This window comes from Variovorax sp. GW821-FHT09D04, from assembly GCF_059416405.1.
Genome location: NZ_JBWKPA010000001.1, coordinates 753,095 through 769,248 on the forward strand (window position 1 = coordinate 753,095; position 16,154 = coordinate 769,248).

General features: G+C 70.0%; 14 protein-coding genes. 8 read left to right on the top strand and 6 right to left on the bottom strand.

Features of this window, described 5'->3' with window-relative positions; translation table 11 throughout:
* Positions 1–53 precede the first annotated feature (53 nt).
* Together AC07O4_RS03385 and AC07O4_RS03390 are read left to right on the top strand one after the other, a co-directional pair.
* A complete protein-coding gene (locus tag AC07O4_RS03385) occupies positions 54–1,280 on the top strand; it encodes a patatin-like phospholipase family protein (RefSeq protein WP_495303759.1) in 1,227 nt (408 codons plus the stop codon).
* A gap of 74 nt (positions 1,281–1,354) precedes the next feature.
* The gene (locus tag AC07O4_RS03390) at positions 1,355–2,137 is read left to right on the top strand and encodes a 3-hydroxybutyrate dehydrogenase (RefSeq protein ID WP_062481077.1); all 783 of its coding nucleotides are present in this window, start codon (positions 1,355–1,357) and stop codon (positions 2,135–2,137) included.
* Between the two features lie 3 nt (positions 2,138–2,140).
* Here the strand turns inward: AC07O4_RS03390 and AC07O4_RS03395 are convergent, their stop codons facing one another.
* Entirely contained in the window at positions 2,141–3,091 is a 951-nt protein-coding gene (locus AC07O4_RS03395) for a bifunctional helix-turn-helix transcriptional regulator/GNAT family N-acetyltransferase (protein ID WP_495303760.1), read from the bottom strand.
* A gap of 147 nt (positions 3,092–3,238) precedes the next feature.
* Here AC07O4_RS03395 and AC07O4_RS03400 point away from each other — a divergent pair, with 147 nt between their 5' ends.
* Positions 3,239–5,626, top strand: a complete 2,388-nt coding sequence (locus AC07O4_RS03400; protein ID WP_495303761.1) for a YgiQ family radical SAM protein — start codon at positions 3,239–3,241, stop codon at positions 5,624–5,626.
* A gap of 19 nt (positions 5,627–5,645) precedes the next feature.
* On the opposite strand, the gene AC07O4_RS03405 is transcribed toward AC07O4_RS03400, so the two are convergent.
* Positions 5,646–6,287: a DUF1294 domain-containing protein gene (locus AC07O4_RS03405; RefSeq protein ID WP_495303762.1), complete on the bottom strand. Its 642-nt coding sequence runs from the start codon at positions 6,285–6,287 to the stop codon at positions 5,646–5,648.
* 291 nt (positions 6,288–6,578) lie between these two features.
* Between AC07O4_RS03405 and AC07O4_RS03410 the strand changes: the two genes are divergently transcribed.
* The 3 genes from AC07O4_RS03410 to AC07O4_RS03420 all read left to right on the top strand — a co-directional run bounded on the left by AC07O4_RS03410 (position 6,579) and on the right by AC07O4_RS03420 (position 10,634).
* Positions 6,579–7,499 carry a DMT family transporter gene (locus tag AC07O4_RS03410; RefSeq protein ID WP_495303763.1) on the top strand — a complete coding sequence of 307 codons (921 nt, stop codon included), beginning with the start codon at positions 6,579–6,581 and terminating at the stop codon, positions 7,497–7,499.
* Positions 7,500–7,506: 7 nt separating this feature from the next.
* The gene (locus AC07O4_RS03415; protein WP_062481616.1) at positions 7,507–8,418 is read left to right on the top strand and encodes a hypothetical protein; all 912 of its coding nucleotides are present in this window, start codon (positions 7,507–7,509) and stop codon (positions 8,416–8,418) included.
* A 131-nt stretch (positions 8,419–8,549) separates the two neighbouring features.
* The gene (locus AC07O4_RS03420) at positions 8,550–10,634 is read left to right on the top strand and encodes an esterase-like activity of phytase family protein (protein WP_495303764.1); all 2,085 of its coding nucleotides are present in this window, start codon (positions 8,550–8,552) and stop codon (positions 10,632–10,634) included.
* Between the two features lie 6 nt (positions 10,635–10,640).
* Here AC07O4_RS03420 and AC07O4_RS03425 read toward each other — a convergent pair whose 3' ends face one another.
* A complete protein-coding gene (locus AC07O4_RS03425; protein ID WP_495303765.1) occupies positions 10,641–11,513 on the bottom strand; it encodes a CoA transferase in 873 nt (290 codons plus the stop codon).
* A gap of 164 nt (positions 11,514–11,677) precedes the next feature.
* On the opposite strand from AC07O4_RS03425, the gene AC07O4_RS03430 reads away from it, so the two are divergent.
* A complete protein-coding gene (locus tag AC07O4_RS03430; protein ID WP_095745627.1) occupies positions 11,678–12,580 on the top strand; it encodes an SDR family oxidoreductase in 903 nt (300 codons plus the stop codon).
* Between the two features lie 3 nt (positions 12,581–12,583).
* On the opposite strand, the gene AC07O4_RS03435 is transcribed toward AC07O4_RS03430, so the two are convergent.
* Complete coding sequence (locus AC07O4_RS03435; protein ID WP_139704551.1) at positions 12,584–13,042, bottom strand: Lrp/AsnC family transcriptional regulator; 459 nt, start codon at positions 13,040–13,042, stop codon at positions 12,584–12,586.
* Between the two features lie 125 nt (positions 13,043–13,167).
* Here AC07O4_RS03435 and AC07O4_RS03440 point away from each other — a divergent pair, with 125 nt between their 5' ends.
* Positions 13,168–13,779 (top strand): glutathione S-transferase, encoded by a 612-nt coding sequence (locus AC07O4_RS03440; protein WP_495303766.1) that lies wholly within the window; start codon positions 13,168–13,170, stop codon positions 13,777–13,779.
* Positions 13,780–13,789: 10 nt separating this feature from the next.
* On the opposite strand, the gene AC07O4_RS03445 is transcribed toward AC07O4_RS03440, so the two are convergent.
* Together AC07O4_RS03445 and AC07O4_RS03450 are read right to left on the bottom strand one after the other, a co-directional pair.
* The gene (locus AC07O4_RS03445) at positions 13,790–14,179 is read right to left on the bottom strand and encodes a DUF488 domain-containing protein (RefSeq protein WP_495303767.1); all 390 of its coding nucleotides are present in this window, start codon (positions 14,177–14,179) and stop codon (positions 13,790–13,792) included.
* A gap of 42 nt (positions 14,180–14,221) precedes the next feature.
* Entirely contained in the window at positions 14,222–16,099 is a 1,878-nt protein-coding gene (locus tag AC07O4_RS03450; protein WP_495303768.1) for a PhoX family protein, read from the bottom strand.
* Positions 16,100–16,154 lie beyond the last annotated feature (55 nt).

The following is a 16,154-nucleotide window of genomic DNA, read 5'->3' on the forward strand; positions in this document are numbered from 1 at the left end:
GCGAAAAGGCCCCTGGTCAGGTGGCTGTCGCGGGGCTGGTGTCCAATGACCGCATGACGACGACACCCAAGAAAAAGCCTCGCGCCGCCACCGCTGCTTCCTCTTCTTCGCACGCACCACCCCATCCCTTCATCGCCCGCCGCGAAGGCATGCGCGCCGCCCGCAAGGCGCTGGTGCTGCAGGGCGGCGGTGCGCTCGGCGCCTACCAGGCGGGCGTGTACGCCGCGCTCAGCGAGACCGACCTGCAGCCGCACTGGATCGCGGGCGTGTCGATCGGCGCCATCAACGCCGCGCTCATCGCCGGCAACGCGCCCGCGCAGCGGGTCGACCGGCTGCGCGAGTTCTGGCACCTGGTGTCCTCGGGGCCGGCGCAGCGCCTGCCGTCGTGGCTGGGCGACCGCGCCACGCAGAACCAGTGGAGCGCCACCATGGCCTCGCTGGTCGGCATTCCGGGTTTCTTCGAGCCGCGCTATTCGCCGGCCCTGCTGCTGGGCGGCGCCGCGCCGCTCTTGAGCTACTACGACACCTCGCCGCTGAAGGCCACGCTGGAGCGGCTCATCGACTTCGACCGCATCAACGCCTGCGAGGCGCGCTTCAGCGTCGGCGCCGTCAATGTGCGCACCGGCAACTCGGTGTACTTCGACAACACACGCCAGCGCATCGGCCCCGAGCACATCATGGCCAGCGGCGCGCTGCCGCCGGGCTTTGCGCCGGTGCACATCGACGGCGACGACTACTGGGACGGCGGCATCGTCTCGAACACGCCGCTGCAGTACGTGCTCGATACGCACCCGCGCTCCGAGGCGCTGGTGGTGCTGCAGGTCGACCTGTTCAATGCGCGCGGCGAGATGCCGCACACGCTGTCGGGCGTGATGGAACGCCAGAAGGACATCACCTACTCGAGCCGCACGCGCCTGAACACCGACGCGCTGGCGGCCAACATGAACCTGCAGCAGGCCATCGCCGACCTGATCGCCAAGCTGCCGCCCGGCCTGCGCAACGACCCGAGCGTGGTCGAGGTGCAGGCGCAGCTCACGCACGAGCCGATCGACATCTTTCACCTGATCTACCGCGACAAGTCGTACGAGCTTGAGTCGAAGGACTACGAGTTCTCGCGCGCCGCGGTCGAGGAGCACTGGGAATCGGGCGTGCGCGACATGGGCAAGACGCTCGCGCACCCCGAGACGCTGCGCGCCGACGCCACGGTGAACGGCGTGACCACCTTCGACCTCGGCGAGCCGGGCACCGGGCGCATCAAGCGGCCGGGGCTGTCGCGCTGAGGGAGGTCAGCCGGGCGCGTGCCCGGTTCTTGCTCGTTTTTTTTCCTATCCACCACTTCCAAGGACGCTTCACCATGCAACTCAAGGACAAGGTCGCCTACATCACCGGATCGGCCAGCGGCATCGGCAAGGAAATCGCCATCCTGTTCGCGCAGGAAGGCGCGAAGATCATCATTGCCGACCTCAACAAGGAAGCGGCCGACGCCACTGCCGCCGAACTGAAGGCCACGGGCGCGCAGGCCATCGGCGTGGGCGTCGACGTGACGAACGAAGACCAGGTCAATGCCTCGGTGGAAGAGGGCGCGAAGGCCTTCGGCGGCATCGACATCCTCATCAGCAACGCCGGCATCCAGATCGTGCATCCGGTCGACGAGTTCAGCTTCGCCGACTGGAAGAAGATGCTCGCCATTCACCTGGACGGTGCGTTCCTCACCACCAAAGCCTGCCTGAAGCACATGTACGCACAGGGCCGCGGCGGCAGCGTGATCTACATGGGCTCGGTGCACTCGAAGGAAGCGTCGCTGCTGAAGGCGCCGTACGTGACGGCCAAGCACGGGCTCATCGGCCTGGCCAAGACGGTCGCGAAAGAAGGCGCCAAGCACGGCGTGCGTGCCAACGTGATCTGCCCGGGCTTCGTGCGCACGCCGCTGGTCGAGAAGCAGATTCCCGAGCAGGCGAAGACGCTGGGCATCACCGAGGAGCAGGTCGTCAAGAACGTGATGCTCAAGGAGACGGTGGATGGCGAGTTCACCACCACCGACGATGTGGCGCGCGTGGCGCTGCTGTTCGCGGCCTTTCCGACCAACGCGTTGACCGGCCAGTCGCTCGTCGTGAGCCACGGCTGGTACATGCAGTAAGCGCTACAGCTTCAGCTCCCACGTCTCGCCCACCTGCGGCTGGCCGTAGCCCTCGTGCGGCTCCGTGTGCGTGAGCTGGAAGCCGCGCTTGGCATAGATGCTGCGCGCGGCCGTGAGGCAGCTGTTGGTCCACAGCGTCATCTTCTTGTAGCCCTTGCGGCGCGCGAAGGCGATGCACTCGTCCACGAGGCGTCCGCCCAGGCCCAGCCCGCGCGCGGCCGGCGTGAGGATCAGCATGCGCAGCTGCGCCACGGTGGCCGACTTGCGCACCACGAAGATCGCGCCGACGCGCTCGCCGTTGAGCTCGGCGATCCAGCAACGCTCCCATTCGGGCTGGAACTTGAGCAGGAACTCGCCCGCGATGCCCGCCACGAGCGCTTCGAAGCGGTGGTCCCAGCCGTATTCGCGCGCGTACAACTCGCCGTGCTGCTGCACCACCCAGCCGATGTCGCCGGGCGCCGGGTCGCGCAGCACGGCGGCCTGGGGCCGGGCCGGCGGCGCGACCGGTTCGAGCAGCGCCTGCACCGTGTCCATGGCCTGCACCAGCTGGTTCTGCTGCGCCGGCGGCAGTGCGGCGAGCAGGGCGGCGGCTTCGTCGCGCGATTTCTGTTGCAGCGGCGCAAATGCGGCATGGCCGGCCTCGGTCAGGCGCAGCACGCTCTGTCGCGCGTCGCGCGGGTGCGGCTCGCGCGTGAGCCAGCCGTGGGTTTCGAAGCGGCGCAGGATGCGGCTGAGGTAGCCGGCGTCGAAGCCCAGGTCGCGCCCGATCTCGCTGGCGACGGGGGTTTCGCGGTGCGCCAGCTCGTAGAGCACGCGCACGTCGGTCAGCGACAGGTCGCTGCCCAGGTAGGGGTCGAGGGCGCCGATGCGGCGCGTGTAGAAGCGGTTGAACCGGCGGATGGCCTTGACGGCGGACGGGTCGACGGAGGGCGTTGGCGTGGACATGATTGCCATTGTCATTCAAATTAATTGACTTTGGCAATCAAATAAGAGCCCTCTCATTCCGGGGCAAGGGATCTTCGGGGCGACAGAAATGCTGGAAAACCCTAAAATCGAGGGTTGCCCACACAGGCGGCGCCCCGGCGCTGTCCGCTCCCACCGATGAACGCCCCCGTCGACGTCTCCTTTTTTGCGCGTGCCGCCAAGCCGCTGACCAGCTACCGCAAGTACTGGGCGGCCCGTTTCGGCACGGCCAAGTTCCTGCCGACCTCGCGCAAGGAGATGGACGCGCTCGGCTGGGACAGCTGCGACATCATCGTGGTCACGGGCGACGCCTACGTCGACCACCCCAGCTTCGGCATGTCGGTCATCGGCCGCATGCTCGAGGCGCAGGGCTTTCGCGTGGGCATCATCGCGCAGCCCGACTGGCAAAGCGCCGAGCCCTTCAAGGTGCTGGGCAAGCCGAATCTGTTCTTCGGCGTCACGGCCGGCAACATGGATTCGATGATCAACCGCTACACGGCGGACCGCAAGATCCGCAGCGACGACGCCTACACCCCCGGCGACGTCGGCGGCTCGCGCCCCGACCGCGCGGCCATCGTGTATTCGCAGCGCTGCAAGGAAGCCTGGAACGACGTGCCGATCATCCTGGGCGGCATCGAAGGCAGCCTGCGCCGCATCGCGCATTACGACTACTGGTCGGACAAGGTGCGCCGCTCCATCGTCGTCGACGCCAAGTGCGACCTGCTGCTGTACGGCAACGCCGAGCGCGCCATCGTCGAGATCGCGCACCGCCTGGCCGCCAAGGAGCCGGTGCAGCAGATCACCGACGTGCGCGGCACCGCCTATGTGCGCCGCGAAACGCCCGAGGCCTGGTTCGAGATCAACTCCACCAGCGTCGACGAACCCGGCCGCGTCGAGGCGCACGTCAACCCGTACCTGATGGTCTCCGACCAGGCCAAGGCCAACGGCGCCACCTGCGCGAAGGAAGACGAGGCGCAAGCCGTCGCCAAGGCCGCCGAAGCCGCGGGCTCTGCCGCCGGCTCGGTCGTCAACCCCGCCATCAAGCCGCTGAACTTCGTGCCCAACCCGGCGCTGCAAGGCCGCGGCAAGATCGCCGTGCCGCCGCGCGACCGCTCGGTGATCCGCCTGCCGTCGTACGAGCAGGTGCGCAGCGACCCGGTGCTCTACGCCCACGCCAACCGCGTGCTGCACCTCGAGACCAACCCCGGCAACGCCCGCGCGCTCGTGCAGGCGCACGGCGAGGGCGCCACGGCGCGCGACGTGTGGATCAACCCGCCGCCCATTCCGCTCACCACGGCCGAGATGGACCACGTGTTCGACCTGCCGTATGCGCGCAGCCCGCACCCGCGCTACGCCGACGAGAACGGCAGCCACGACGGCGCGACCAAGATCCCCGCGTGGGAAATGATCCGCTTCAGCGTGAACATCATGCGCGGCTGCTTCGGCGGCTGCACCTTCTGCTCGATCACCGAGCACGAGGGCCGCATCATCCAGAGCCGCTCGGAAGACTCGATCATCAAGGAGGTCGAGGCCATCCGCGATTCGGTCAGCGGCTTCACCGGCACCATCTCCGACCTGGGCGGCCCCACGGCCAACATGTACCGCCTGGGCTGCAAGAGCCCCGCGATCGAGGCGGCGTGCCGCAAGCCCAGCTGCGTGTACCCGGGCATCTGCCCGAATCTGGGCACCAACCACGACCCGCTCATCAAGATCTACCGCCGCGCGCGGGCGCTCAAGGGCATCAAGAAGATCCTCATCGGTTCCGGCCTGCGCTACGACCTGGCCGTGCAGTCGCCCGAGTACGTGAAGGAGCTGGTGCAGCACCACGTCGGCGGCTACCTGAAGATCGCGCCCGAGCACACCGAGCAGGGCCCGCTCACGAAGATGATGAAGCCCGGCATCGGCAGCTACGACAAGTTCAAGCAGATGTTCGAGAAGTACTCGGCCGAGGCGGGCAAGAAGCAGTACCTCATTCCGTACTTCATCGCCGCGCACCCGGGCACCAGCGACGAGGACATGATGAACCTCGCAATCTGGCTCAAGAAGAACGGCTTCCGCGCCGACCAGGTGCAGACCTTCTACCCGTCGCCTATGGCCACCGCGACGACGATGTACCACACCAACAAGAACCCGCTGCGCAAGATCACGCGCGAGAGCGAGACGGTGGACATCGTGCGCGGCGACAAGCGCCGCCGCCTGCACAAGGCCTTCCTGCGCTACCACGACGCCAACAACTGGCCGCTGCTGCGCGAGGCGCTCAAGAGCATGGGCCGCGCCGACCTCATCGGCAACGGCAAGCACCACCTGATCCCGACGTGGCAGCCGCTGACCGATGGCGGCTACACGAGCGCACGCCGCAAGAACTCGACCTCCGCGCCGGTGGCCGCCAAGGCCGCGGCGCCGGTCAGGCTGTCGCCGGTGAAGCCCTCCAAGGGCCGCATCCTCACGCAGCACACGGGCCTGCCGCCGCGCGACAACGGCAGCGGAGGCAAGCCGCTCAACAAGCCTTCACGCAAGGTGCGTTGAGGCCTGGTCGAAGGCGCGGTCAGCCCAAGGCCGCGTGCTTCGACAGCCAGAACACCCACGCACCCAGCGCCGCGCAGTGCAGCGCGACCGTGACGTAGAACCTCCACAGGAAACTCTCCTTGCTCGACTTGTGCCGGAGCAGTTGCTGCGCGCACCACGCGCCCGGCCAGCCGCCTGCGAGGGCGAGCAGGTGCAGCGTGCTTTCCTGCGTGCGCCAGCGCCCGGCCTGCGCCGCGCTCTTGTCGAAGGCATAGGCCGCGAAGGTGAGCAGGCTCAGCCCCGCGACGACTGCCAGCGTGAGCAGCGGCAGGCGGCCGAGCCACACTGCGGCGCCCAGGCCGACGGCGTAGACCCCAATCAGCCAAGCGCCCCACGGCGTGCCGGCTGTGCTGCGCCCCGAAGGCCGGCGCGGCTGCGCGCGTGACGCTGCACGAGGCACGGCAGCCGCCGAGGCCGCAGCCGCTTCCACGGCCACCGCACGCGGCCCCTTGCCGCCGACATGGATCTCTTCGAAGTGCACCGCCATGCCGACCTGCGGCTTCAGCTGGCGGTCGCGAAAGTCGCGCAGGTGCACGAACACGTCGGCCGACACCTCCGGGCTGCGGATGAAACCGAAGCCGCGCTCGGCCTCCCAACGAACGAGTCGACCTTGGCGCTTCATGGCAGGCGGTGATAGAGAGCAGGGCACATGCCGGCGATTCTCTCTTGTGGGCGCGGGGCGCCGCTCCTATCATCGGCCGCTCATGCACCTGCATCACTCTCCCCCTTCCTCGACCTGCCGCTGACGTTCGCGCGCGCTTCGCGCCGCGCCCGTCAGGCCTGCAAGTGGTCGCTGCCGTCCGCCTTCTTCCGCTGAGCGAAGACAGGCCGGGCGGTGGCCGGATGGTCATGCCCGCCCCCGGCAATGCGTCGACGCGACGCCGAGGCGACGGGCCTCACGGAGAGTTTCAACATGAATGCAAGAACAACGGCCGCCCTGGCCTGGGGCGGCGTGCTGCTGGCCGGCGTGCTCTGGGGCGGCGGCGCCCTGGTGGCGCAATTCCTGATCGACGGCGGCATTGCGCCGCACAGCCTGTCGCTGGCGCGCTTCGCGCTGGGCATGCCGCTGCTGTGGTGGCTGCACTGGCAGGCGACGCGGCGCGCGCCGGCCACCGATGCCGGCTGGCGCCATCTGACGCGCCGCGAGCAGGGCCACGTCATCGGCACCGGCGCAGCGATGGCGCTGAACGTGAGCTGCTGGTTCGCCGGCATCGCGCACCTGGGCGCCGCGTTGCCGACGGTGATCTCGATCTGCTGCGCGCCGCTGATCGTGGCCTGCGTGTCGGTGCTGCGCGGCTACGAACCCTTCGGTGCGCGCCTGCTCGGCGGCCTCGTGCTGGCGCTGGCGGGCGTGCTGCTGCTGGTGATGCCGGCCGCTGGCTGGGGCGCCTTGCCGACGGGCTACGGCGCAGGGTTGGCGTGGTCCTTCGGCTCGGCCGTCTGCTACGCGCTGGCGGTGCTGGGCAACGCGCGCATGCCGGCGCGGGTGCCGGCCGTGACCGCGTCCGCCTGGGGCATGAGCGCCGCGGCGCTGTGCATGCTCGGCGTCGCGGTGGCGAACGGCATCACCTGGCCCGAGGGCACGGCGCAATGGACGGGCGCGGCCTACACCGGCGTGGCCACCACCTCGGTCGCCTACCTGGCCTTCGCCTGGGGCGCGCGCCGGCTCTCGCCGACGGCGGCGGTGGTCGGCACGCTGATCGAGCCGCTGGTGGCGGCCTGGCTCGCGGCGCTGTGGCTGGCGCAGCCGATGGCGCCGCGCCAATGGCTGGGCGCGGCGCTGCTGGCGGGGGCGATGCTGCTGCTGGTGCGGCGGAACCGGGGTATCGTGTAGCCCCATGATGAGCAGTTCGCCCCCCGTGCCGGTTTCGTGGAAGCGCATCCTGGCGGTGGCCGCCTGCTGCGGCGTGTCGCTGCTGGCGCAGGCGGCGGCCCCCGAGGCCTCCGCGCCCGCGGGGGCCCAGGCCCTGCGCGCCGAGCACCAGAAGCTCAGCGACAAGCTCGACCAGAGCCGCTTCGGGCGCCCCGTGCAGCTCGACTCCACCGAGACGCCCGGCGGCCTCGAGGGCGACATCTACGCCGTGGTCGAGCATCCGCTGTCGAAGGTCAGCGCGGCGCTCAAGGGCTCGGACCACTGGTGCGAACTGCTCACGCTGCACATCAACAACCGGCGCTGCCGCATCAGCACCTCGCCGCAGGGCAAGGAGACGCTCACGCTGTTCGTGGTGCGCCGCTACGACAAGCCGGTCGACCAGGCCTTCGAGCTGCCTTTTGCCTACCGCGTGGCCAGCGCCACGCCCGAGCACCTGCAGGTCGAGATGTCGGCCGACACCGGCCCGTTCGGCACCAGCAACTACCGCGTGCGGCTCGAAGCGGTGGCGCTCGACGAGCGCAAGACCTTCCTGCACTTCAGCTACGGCTACAACCACAACACGATGGTGCGGCTTGCCACGCAGGCCTACCTCGCCACCTTCGGCAGTTCCAAGGTGGGCTTCACCGTGGTGGGCAAGGGCGCCGACGGCCAGCCCGAGTACATCCGCGGCCTGCGCGGGCTGGTGGAGCGCAATGCGATGCGCTACTTCCTCACGCTCGATGCCTACCTGGCCACCGGCGCCAACGACCCGGCCGAGCGCCGGCAGCGCTACTGGTTCGCGGCGGCCGAGCGCTACCCGCGCCAGCTGCACGAGGTTGACCTGGACACCTACCTCGCGGTGAAGCGCGAAGACCGCCAGCGCGACGGCAGCGGTCGCTGAGCACCGCAACCTTTCGGTTGCAGTTTCACGGGCTTGTCATCTGCCTCGGCATTAATCGCCGGGGCTTGCGCCTTTGCGCGGGCGCATCACAAGGACAACAAGCAATGCGCAAGACAACAAGAGGATCGAGGATGGGATGGCTGGCGCTCGTGGGCGCTGGCGCGGTGCTGACCGCCTGCGGCGGCGGCAACGGCGGCGGGGGCGGCTGGTCGTTCCCGGTGGGCGGCGGCACGACCAATCCGCCCGCTGCACAGTCGAAGACCGGCACCTTCCTCGATGCCGCGGTGGAAGGCCTCGACTACGTGGCCGGCAGCGCCGCCAAGGCCGCCACCAACGCCAAGGGCGAGTTCACCTGCAAGGACGGCGAGACCGTCACCTTCAGCGCCGGCGCGCTGGCCCTGGGCAGCGCCGCATGCGGCGAAGCGATCACGCCGCTCACCCTGGCCGGCGGCAGTGACGTGAAGGCCGATGCCGTGGTCAACCGCCTGCTCGCGCTGCAGAGCTTCGACGAGGACCGCGACCCCGCCAACGGCATCCGCCTGACGCCCGCGCTCAAGGCTGCGCTGACGGCCGGCGCGCTCGATTTCAACGCCGCGCCCGACGCCTTCCACACCGCGCTCAACGCGGTGCTGGCCGCGTTGCCCGCTCCCTACAATGCCCGCATGGTCGACTCGAACCGCCGCATGCTGGCCCGCGAACACTTCGAGGACACGCTGGCCTCGCGCCTGGCCGCACCGGTCACCGAGGCGTCGACGCAGACGAACCAGCTCGGCACCATCGGCATCGCTGTCACGCGCTACCAGCTGCAGGCCGACACCCGCTTCCATGTGCCCTACGAGGGCGACAACCCGGACATCAAGGCCGACTTTCCGCAGGGCTTCCTGCCGGCCTACGGCTCGGGCCTGGCGTTCAAGGGCAAGGCCGACGACGGCGCGCTCGAGTTCTACGCCATCACCGACCGCGGCCCCAACGGCGACGGCCCGACCGCGCCCGTGCCCGGCGGCGGCGACGGTGTCACCAGCATCAGCAAGGTGTTCCCGGCGCCATCGTTCGCGCCGAGCTTCGGCATCGTGCGCGTGGGCAAGACCGGCGCGGTGCTCAGCACCAGCGTGCCGCTCAAGCGCGACGCGAACACCAAGATCACCGGCCTGCCGCCGCGCTCGGGCGTGGGCTCGACGGGCGAGACCCCGCTGACCGACCAGTACAAGTTCGACGAAGCCAAGGCCGGCTACGACGCCAACGGCCTCGACCCCGAGACCCTGGTGCTCGACAAGGCGCGCAACGTGCTGTGGACCAGCGACGAGTACGGCCCCTTCATCGCGCGCCTGAACATCGCCAGCGGCGTGGTCGAGAAGAAGTACGCGCCCGGCCCCGGCGCCACCGACCTGCCGGCGGTGCTGGCCCAGCGCCGCCCCAATCGCGGCATGGAAGGCCTGACGCTCGACGCGGCCAGCGGCGTGCTGCACGGCTTCCTGCAGAGCCCGATCGATCCGCGCGACGCCAACGGCAAGTCGATCAAGGCCAAGCCGCCGGGCGGCAGCAACACCGATGTGCGCCACATCGCGAAGTTCACGCGCTGGCTCGCGTTCGATCCGGCCACCGAGACCTCGAAGCTCTACGCCTACCCGATCGACGGCAGCCAGTACGACAAGGACCGCACCGGCAACGCCAAGCTCGGCGACATGGTGAGCCTGGGCAACGGCCGCTTCATCGTCATCGAGCAGGGCGCGCGCAAGGGCGACGGCAAGGTGTTCAACAAGCTGATGCTGGTGGAGCTGCCGGCCAACGCGACGAACATCGCCGCCCCGGAGTTCAACCACAACCTCGAGATCAGCAGCATCACGCAGGCCCCCTCGAATGGCGTCGACTATTCGACCGTGGTGACGATGCGCAAGACCGAGCTGCTCGACCTCAACGTGCTGGGCTGGCTGGCCGAGAAGGCCGAGGGCCTGACGGTCGTCGATGACCAGACGCTGGCGCTGGTGAACGACAACGACTTCGGCCTGGGCACCGTGCTGCTCGGCGCCGATGGAAAGACCGTGGCCGGCAGCGTCGAAGACTGCACGGTCGATGCCACCGGCAAGCTCTTCAGCGGCTGCCCCGCGGGCGCCACCAGCGCGCGCATCACGCGCGGCTCCGACCTGGAGCGGCCGACGCGCATCTGGCTCATCAAGCTCGACCGCAAGCTGAGCGACCTGCGCCTGCCGGCGTCCTGAGCGCCGTCAGTCGGCCAGCGTGAGCAGCGGCACGTCGCGCTCACGGCCCATGGCTTCCAGCTCGGCGCGCGTGCGCGTCGCGAGCCAGGCGGCCAGCGCCGCGTGCGTGGCCGGCGCCATCATGTCCGGCGGCGCCACGCCGGCCACGTCGCACAGGCGCGCCGCGAAGTGCGGTTCCAGCGCCGCCACCGCCACGCGGCCGTCGGCGCAGGGGTAGACCCGGTAGCCGGCGTGTGCGCCGCCCACCGCGCCGTCGGGCTTCGTCAGCCCCCAGGTGCGGGGCTGGGCGAGCCAGTCGGCCGAGGCGTTCAGCGCCACCTCGAGGTACATGCCGCCGCGCTGGCGGGTCTGTTGCAGCACGGCCTTCAGCACCGCCTCGCTCGCGAGCAGCGCGCCGCCCATGTCGGCGTACAGGGTGGGCGGCAGCGCGGTGCCGGTGACGAGGCCGCTCTCGGCGAGGTAGGTCAGGTCATGGCCCGGCTCCTCGGCGCGTTCGCCCGGTGCGCCGACGATGGCGACCTGCGACAGCGCCGGATGCCGCGCCTGCAGCGAGGCCCAGTCGAGCTTCAGCTTCTGCAGCGCCGACGGTCTGAACGAGGTCAGCAGCACGTCGGTGCGGGCCAGCTCGGCATGCAGCTGCGCCTGGCCGGCCTCGGTCTTCAGGTCGACCGTGCGGACCTCGACGCCCTCGTGCAGCGCGGTGTACGCGGGCCGGTTGTACAGCCCCATCGGATCGCCGCCGGGCGGCTCCAGCTTGAGGCAGGCCGCGCCCATCGTGCGGCAGCGAAGCAGCGCGGCGGGGCCTGGCAGGTTGAGCGCCAGGCTCAGCACGCGCACGCCGTCGAGCGGCAGGAAGGAAGCATCGGAGGAACGGGGCATGGGTCGTGTGTCCGGAAGGTCCAGGGGTGAAAGGGAAGGGGGCGCGGCCATTTTCACCCGCCGGCAGAGCCAGATTCCGCAAGCCATGGCGCCCTGGCAGTCGTAGCATGCGGCCGATGGCAGCACGCGCTCCTGCCGCTGCCGCAACGCCAAGGAGACCCCTCATGTTCGAAGCATCCCTGATGCGCGGCCAGCGCATCCTCGTCACCGGTGGCGGCACCGGCCTCGGCCGTGCCATGGCCGAGCGCTTTCTGAGCCTGGGCGCTGACGTCGCCATCTGCGGCCGGCGCCAGGCGGTCTGTGAAGAAACCGCCGCCGCCTGGCGCCAGCAGTTTCCCGATCGGCGCATCGATGCCTTCGGCGTCGACATCCGCATCGCGCAGCAGGTCGACGACATGGTCGAGAGCCTGTTCCAGAGCGGAGGGCTCACCGGCCTTGTCAACAACGCGGCGGGCAACTTCGTCTCGCCGACCGAGAGCCTCTCGCCGCGCGCCTTCGACGCCGTGGCCAACATCGTGTTCCACGGCAGCTTCTACGTGACGCAGGCGGTGGGCAAGCGCTGGGTGGCGCAGGCCAAGTCGGGCGCGTGGAAGCCGGGCGATGCCTTTCGCAGCGTGATGAGCATCATCGTCACCTGGGTCGACAACGGCAGCCCGTACGTCGTGCCTTCGGCCATGAGCAAGGCGGGCATCGAGGTCATGACCAAGTCGCTCGCGGTGGAGTGGGCGCGCCACGGCATCCGCCTGAACGCCGTGGGCCCCGGCGAGATCCCGACCGAAGGCATGAGCAAGCGCCTGAACCCCGGCGAGGAACCCGGCGCGCGCAGCATCAAGACCAACCCGATGGCGCGCGTGGGCCGCATGAGCGAGCTGCAGAACCTCGCGTCCTTCCTGATGGCGCCGGGCCAATGCGACTGGCTCACGGGCCAGAGCATCATGATGGACGGCGGCAATGCGCTGGCCACCGGCGGCAACTTCTACGAGCTGCGCGAGTGGAGCGACGCCGACTGGCTGGCCGCGCGCGAACGCATCGAGGCGCAGAACCAGAAGGACAAGGCGCAGCGCTGACGCTTACTTGCGCGGCGGCTTCGCGGCGCCCACGGTGACCTGCTTGCGCACGGGGCTCGACAGCACCAGCGAGGTGGTCACCGAACCATCGACCGCGAGTGCATCCACCACGCGCTCCAGGTCGGTCGGCTCGGCGATGGCGCAGCGCACGAAGAAGCAGTCGGCGCCGGTCACGCGGTCCACCGCGAGCACCTCGGGCATGGCCTCGAAGAGCGCGAGGTAGCGCGCAATGGCCGCGTGCGTGGTGTCGATGCGGATGATGGCCTCCAGCCCCACGCCCAGCGCGCGCAGGTTCACGCGCGCACCGTAGCCTTCGATCACGCCGGCGTGCTCCAGCTTGCGCACGCGCTCGCTCATCGCCGGCTGCGACAGGCCGATGCGCTTGCCGATCGCGGCCAGGCTCTGGCGCGCATCGGTCTGCAGGGCTTCGAGGATGAGGCGGTCTTTCTTGTCGAGGGTCATGGCGTGCGGCGAAAGAAGAGGGGACCGATGATCGATCGGTAAGGTGCGCCGATTTTCGATGGGTTGCCCTTCTGCGCGCGCGGCGCGGGCGCTATGGTGGCGGTCATCTTTTTCCAGGAGACCCCATGCAACTCGTCGGCATGCTCGACTCGCCCTTCGTTCGCCGCGCCGCGATCTCGCTGCGCCTGCTCGGCCTCGGTTTCGAGCACCGCTCGATCTCGGTCTTCAGCACCTTCGAGCAGTTCCGCGCGATCAACCCGGTGGTGAAGGCCCCGACGCTGGTGTGCGATGACGGCACGGTGCTGATGGACTCGACGCTCATCATCGACCACGCGCAAGCGGTCACCGGCCGCAGCCTGTGGCCTGCCGGCCCGGCGGGTCGGCTGCGCGACCTGCGCCTCACGGGGCTCGCGCTCGCGGCCTGCGAGAAGACGGTGCAGATCGTCTACGAGCGCAACCTGCGGCCCAGCGAGAAGCAGCACCAGCCGTGGGTCGACCGCGTGCAGGGCCAGCTGAACACGGCGTATGCGGAGCTGGAGCGCGAACTGGCCGCCGCACCGCTGGCGGCGCCGGACGAGCGCACGATCACGCAGGGCGGCATTTCGGCGGCGGTGGCCTGGACCTTCACGCAGTTCATCCTGCCCGACGCGGTGCGCCCGTCGGACTTTCCACTGCTCGCCGCCTACACGGCGCAGGCCGAGCAGCTGCCCGTGTTCGTCGGCGCACCGCTGGCCTGAGCGACCGCGCTCAGGCCGCGATGTCCGCGCCGCGCTCGGCCAGCAGGCCGCGCAGCAGTGAGCGGTGGCAGTGCGACTCGTCCTCGCAGTAGCAGCCGACCGCGAGCGCAGTGGTGTGCGAGAGCGCCGCGAGCAGGTCGAGGCTGCGGCTCGCGTCGGCCTCGGCCATCTCGGCCTTGTACTTGCGCATGAAGGCGTTCCATTGCGCCGGGGTCTCGGCTTCCTGCCCCAGCTTCATCGTCTCGGCCGACGGCGCGAGGTTGGGGTACCACACGTCGTACCAGTTCTGCGAGGCGAACTCGGTCTTCGGCACGCCGCGCGGCGGGCGGCGCACGGTGCCGATGCGCAGGCCCTCGCCGGGCGCGCGCGGGGTGCCGAGGCGGACGATGCGGATGCTCATGACGGGGATCTCCTGGGGCTGTTGTTGTGATGTGTTCGACTGTCAGGTGCCGACGATACCGCCGTCGCGTCGGCGGATCGCCAGCGTGGCCGAGCGCGGGCGCGCGCTGCCGGGTGCCGCGCCGTCGGGCCAGGCGCTGTTGTGCTTCGCGTCGCCGTCGTCGCGCGACTCGCCCGGGTGCTGGATGTTGACGAACAGCGTGCGCCGGTCGGGCGTGACCACGCAGCCCGTGATCTCGCAGCCGTTGGGCCCCGTGAGGAAGCGCTGGACGCGGCCCGTGGCCGGGTCGGCGCACAGCATCTGGTTGTTGCCGAGCGCGGCGTAAGGCGGCTTGCCCATGGACTGCCCGCTCATGTCGGTCTGGATCCACAGCAGCCCGCCGCTGTCGAAGTGCAGGCCGTCGGGGCAGCCGAAGACATCGGCGTGGTCGCCGGGGTAGCGTGTGCCGGCGCCGGGCTGCGCGGGGTCGCCTGCGAGCGCGTAGTGGTCCCAGGCGAAGGCGGTGCTCGCCGCGTCGCCACCGTCCTCGCGCCAGCGCAGGATGCCGCCGAAGAAGTTGGGCGCGCGCGGGTTGGCGGCATCGGCGCCGGGCTTGCCGAGGTCGCCGCGCTGCGAGTTGTTGGTGAGCGTGACGTACACCTCGCCGCTGTGCGGATGCACGGCGATCCATTCGGGGCGGTCCATCTTCGTGCCGCCGACGATGTCACCCGCCAGCCGCGCGTGGATCAGCACTTCGGCTTGGTTGGCGAAGCCGCTGGCGGAGTCGATGCCGTGGAGGCCGTGCACGAGCTCCACCCAGCGCCCGCGCCCATCGGCGTCGAAGCGCGCGACATGCAGCGCGCCCTCGTCGAGCAGGTGCCGGTTGGCCGCGCGTGCGGCGGCATCGGTGCCGGGGCGCACGGGGTCGCGGCTCACGAACTTGTAGATGTATTCGAAGCGCGCGTCGTCGCCCATGTAGACCACCACGCGGCCGTCCTTGGCCACGGTGCAGGTCGCGCTTTCCTGCCGCTTGCGGCCGAGCGCGGTGCGCTTGACGGGCACCGATTCGGGGTCGAAGGGATCGATCTCGACCACCCAGCCGAAACGGTGCGGCTCGTTCGGGTGGCGGCTCAGGTCGAAGCGTTCGTCGAAGCGCCAGTACTCGACCCACTGCGCGCCCGGCACCGTGCCGTAGCGGCGCTGCGCGGGTGTCGCGTGATTCGCTGCCTCCTTCGGGCCACCGAAATAGCCGTGGAAGTTCTCCTCGCAGGTCAGGTAGGTGCCCCAGGGCGTGACGCCCATCGCGCAGTTGGCGAAGGTGCCGAAGACGCCGGTGCCTGCCGGGTCGGCGGCGGTGCGCATCAGCGGCGTGCCCGCGGCGGGGCCGGCGATGCGCATCGGCGTGCGGCCGTGCACGCGGCGTGCGTAGGGCGAGGGCAGCACCTGGCGCCAGCCTTCTTGTGTGCGGCGGACCTCGATCACCGACACGCCCATCGCATGCAGCGACTTGCGGACCTTGTCGGCGTTCCAGGCCTTCACGCCGTCGGTGTGCAGCAGTTGCTCGTCGGTGTACTCGTGGTTCATCACGAGCAGGCCGCGTTCGCCGCGCGCGTCGAGCGCGAAGAAGTGCATGCCGTCGTGGTGCATGCCGGCCTGCAGGGCCTGCTCGTCGGCGCTGTTGCCGGCATCGGGCGCGAAGGCCGGCATGCGGCCCGCAACGCCCGTGGGCGCGCCCCAGGGGTAGAGCATCTGCCACTCGTACTCCGGCGGCACCACCACCGCGTCGCGTTGCGAAATGGGCACGCTGGTGAAGAAGCCCGCCGGGCTCGTCGCGCCCGTGGAAGGCGGCAGTTGCGAGCGCGCGCAGCCCTGGCCGAACAGCGCGACGACGGCGGCGGTGGCGCCCGATTGCAGGAGAAAGTGACGGCGGTCCAGGGGCATGGCGAGGCGGCGGAGGTGTTGGGTCGGCGACAGTGCGCATCATCGCCCAGCGGCC

Bases quoted from the DNA above. Each gene is read 5' to 3' on its own strand.
- AC07O4_RS03385 (WP_495303759.1), top strand. From the start codon at position 54: ATGACGACGACACCCAAGAAAAAGCCTCGCGCCGCCACCGCTGCTTCC.
- AC07O4_RS03390 (WP_062481077.1), top strand. From the start codon at position 1,355: ATGCAACTCAAGGACAAGGTCGCCTACATCACCGGATCGGCCAGCGGC.
- AC07O4_RS03395 (WP_495303760.1), bottom strand. From the start codon at position 3,091: ATGGCAATCATGTCCACGCCAACGCCCTCCGTCGACCCGTCCGCCGTC.
- AC07O4_RS03400 (WP_495303761.1), top strand. From the start codon at position 3,239: ATGAACGCCCCCGTCGACGTCTCCTTTTTTGCGCGTGCCGCCAAGCCG.
- AC07O4_RS03405 (WP_495303762.1), bottom strand. From the start codon at position 6,287: ATGAAGCGCCAAGGTCGACTCGTTCGTTGGGAGGCCGAGCGCGGCTTC.
- AC07O4_RS03410 (WP_495303763.1), top strand. From the start codon at position 6,579: ATGAATGCAAGAACAACGGCCGCCCTGGCCTGGGGCGGCGTGCTGCTG.
- AC07O4_RS03415 (WP_062481616.1), top strand. From the start codon at position 7,507: ATGAGCAGTTCGCCCCCCGTGCCGGTTTCGTGGAAGCGCATCCTGGCG.
- AC07O4_RS03420 (WP_495303764.1), top strand. From the start codon at position 8,550: ATGGGATGGCTGGCGCTCGTGGGCGCTGGCGCGGTGCTGACCGCCTGC.
- AC07O4_RS03425 (WP_495303765.1), bottom strand. From the start codon at position 11,513: ATGCCCCGTTCCTCCGATGCTTCCTTCCTGCCGCTCGACGGCGTGCGC.
- AC07O4_RS03430 (WP_095745627.1), top strand. From the start codon at position 11,678: ATGTTCGAAGCATCCCTGATGCGCGGCCAGCGCATCCTCGTCACCGGT.
- AC07O4_RS03435 (WP_139704551.1), bottom strand. From the start codon at position 13,042: ATGACCCTCGACAAGAAAGACCGCCTCATCCTCGAAGCCCTGCAGACC.
- AC07O4_RS03440 (WP_495303766.1), top strand. From the start codon at position 13,168: ATGCAACTCGTCGGCATGCTCGACTCGCCCTTCGTTCGCCGCGCCGCG.
- AC07O4_RS03445 (WP_495303767.1), bottom strand. From the start codon at position 14,179: ATGAGCATCCGCATCGTCCGCCTCGGCACCCCGCGCGCGCCCGGCGAG.
- AC07O4_RS03450 (WP_495303768.1), bottom strand. From the start codon at position 16,099: ATGCCCCTGGACCGCCGTCACTTTCTCCTGCAATCGGGCGCCACCGCC.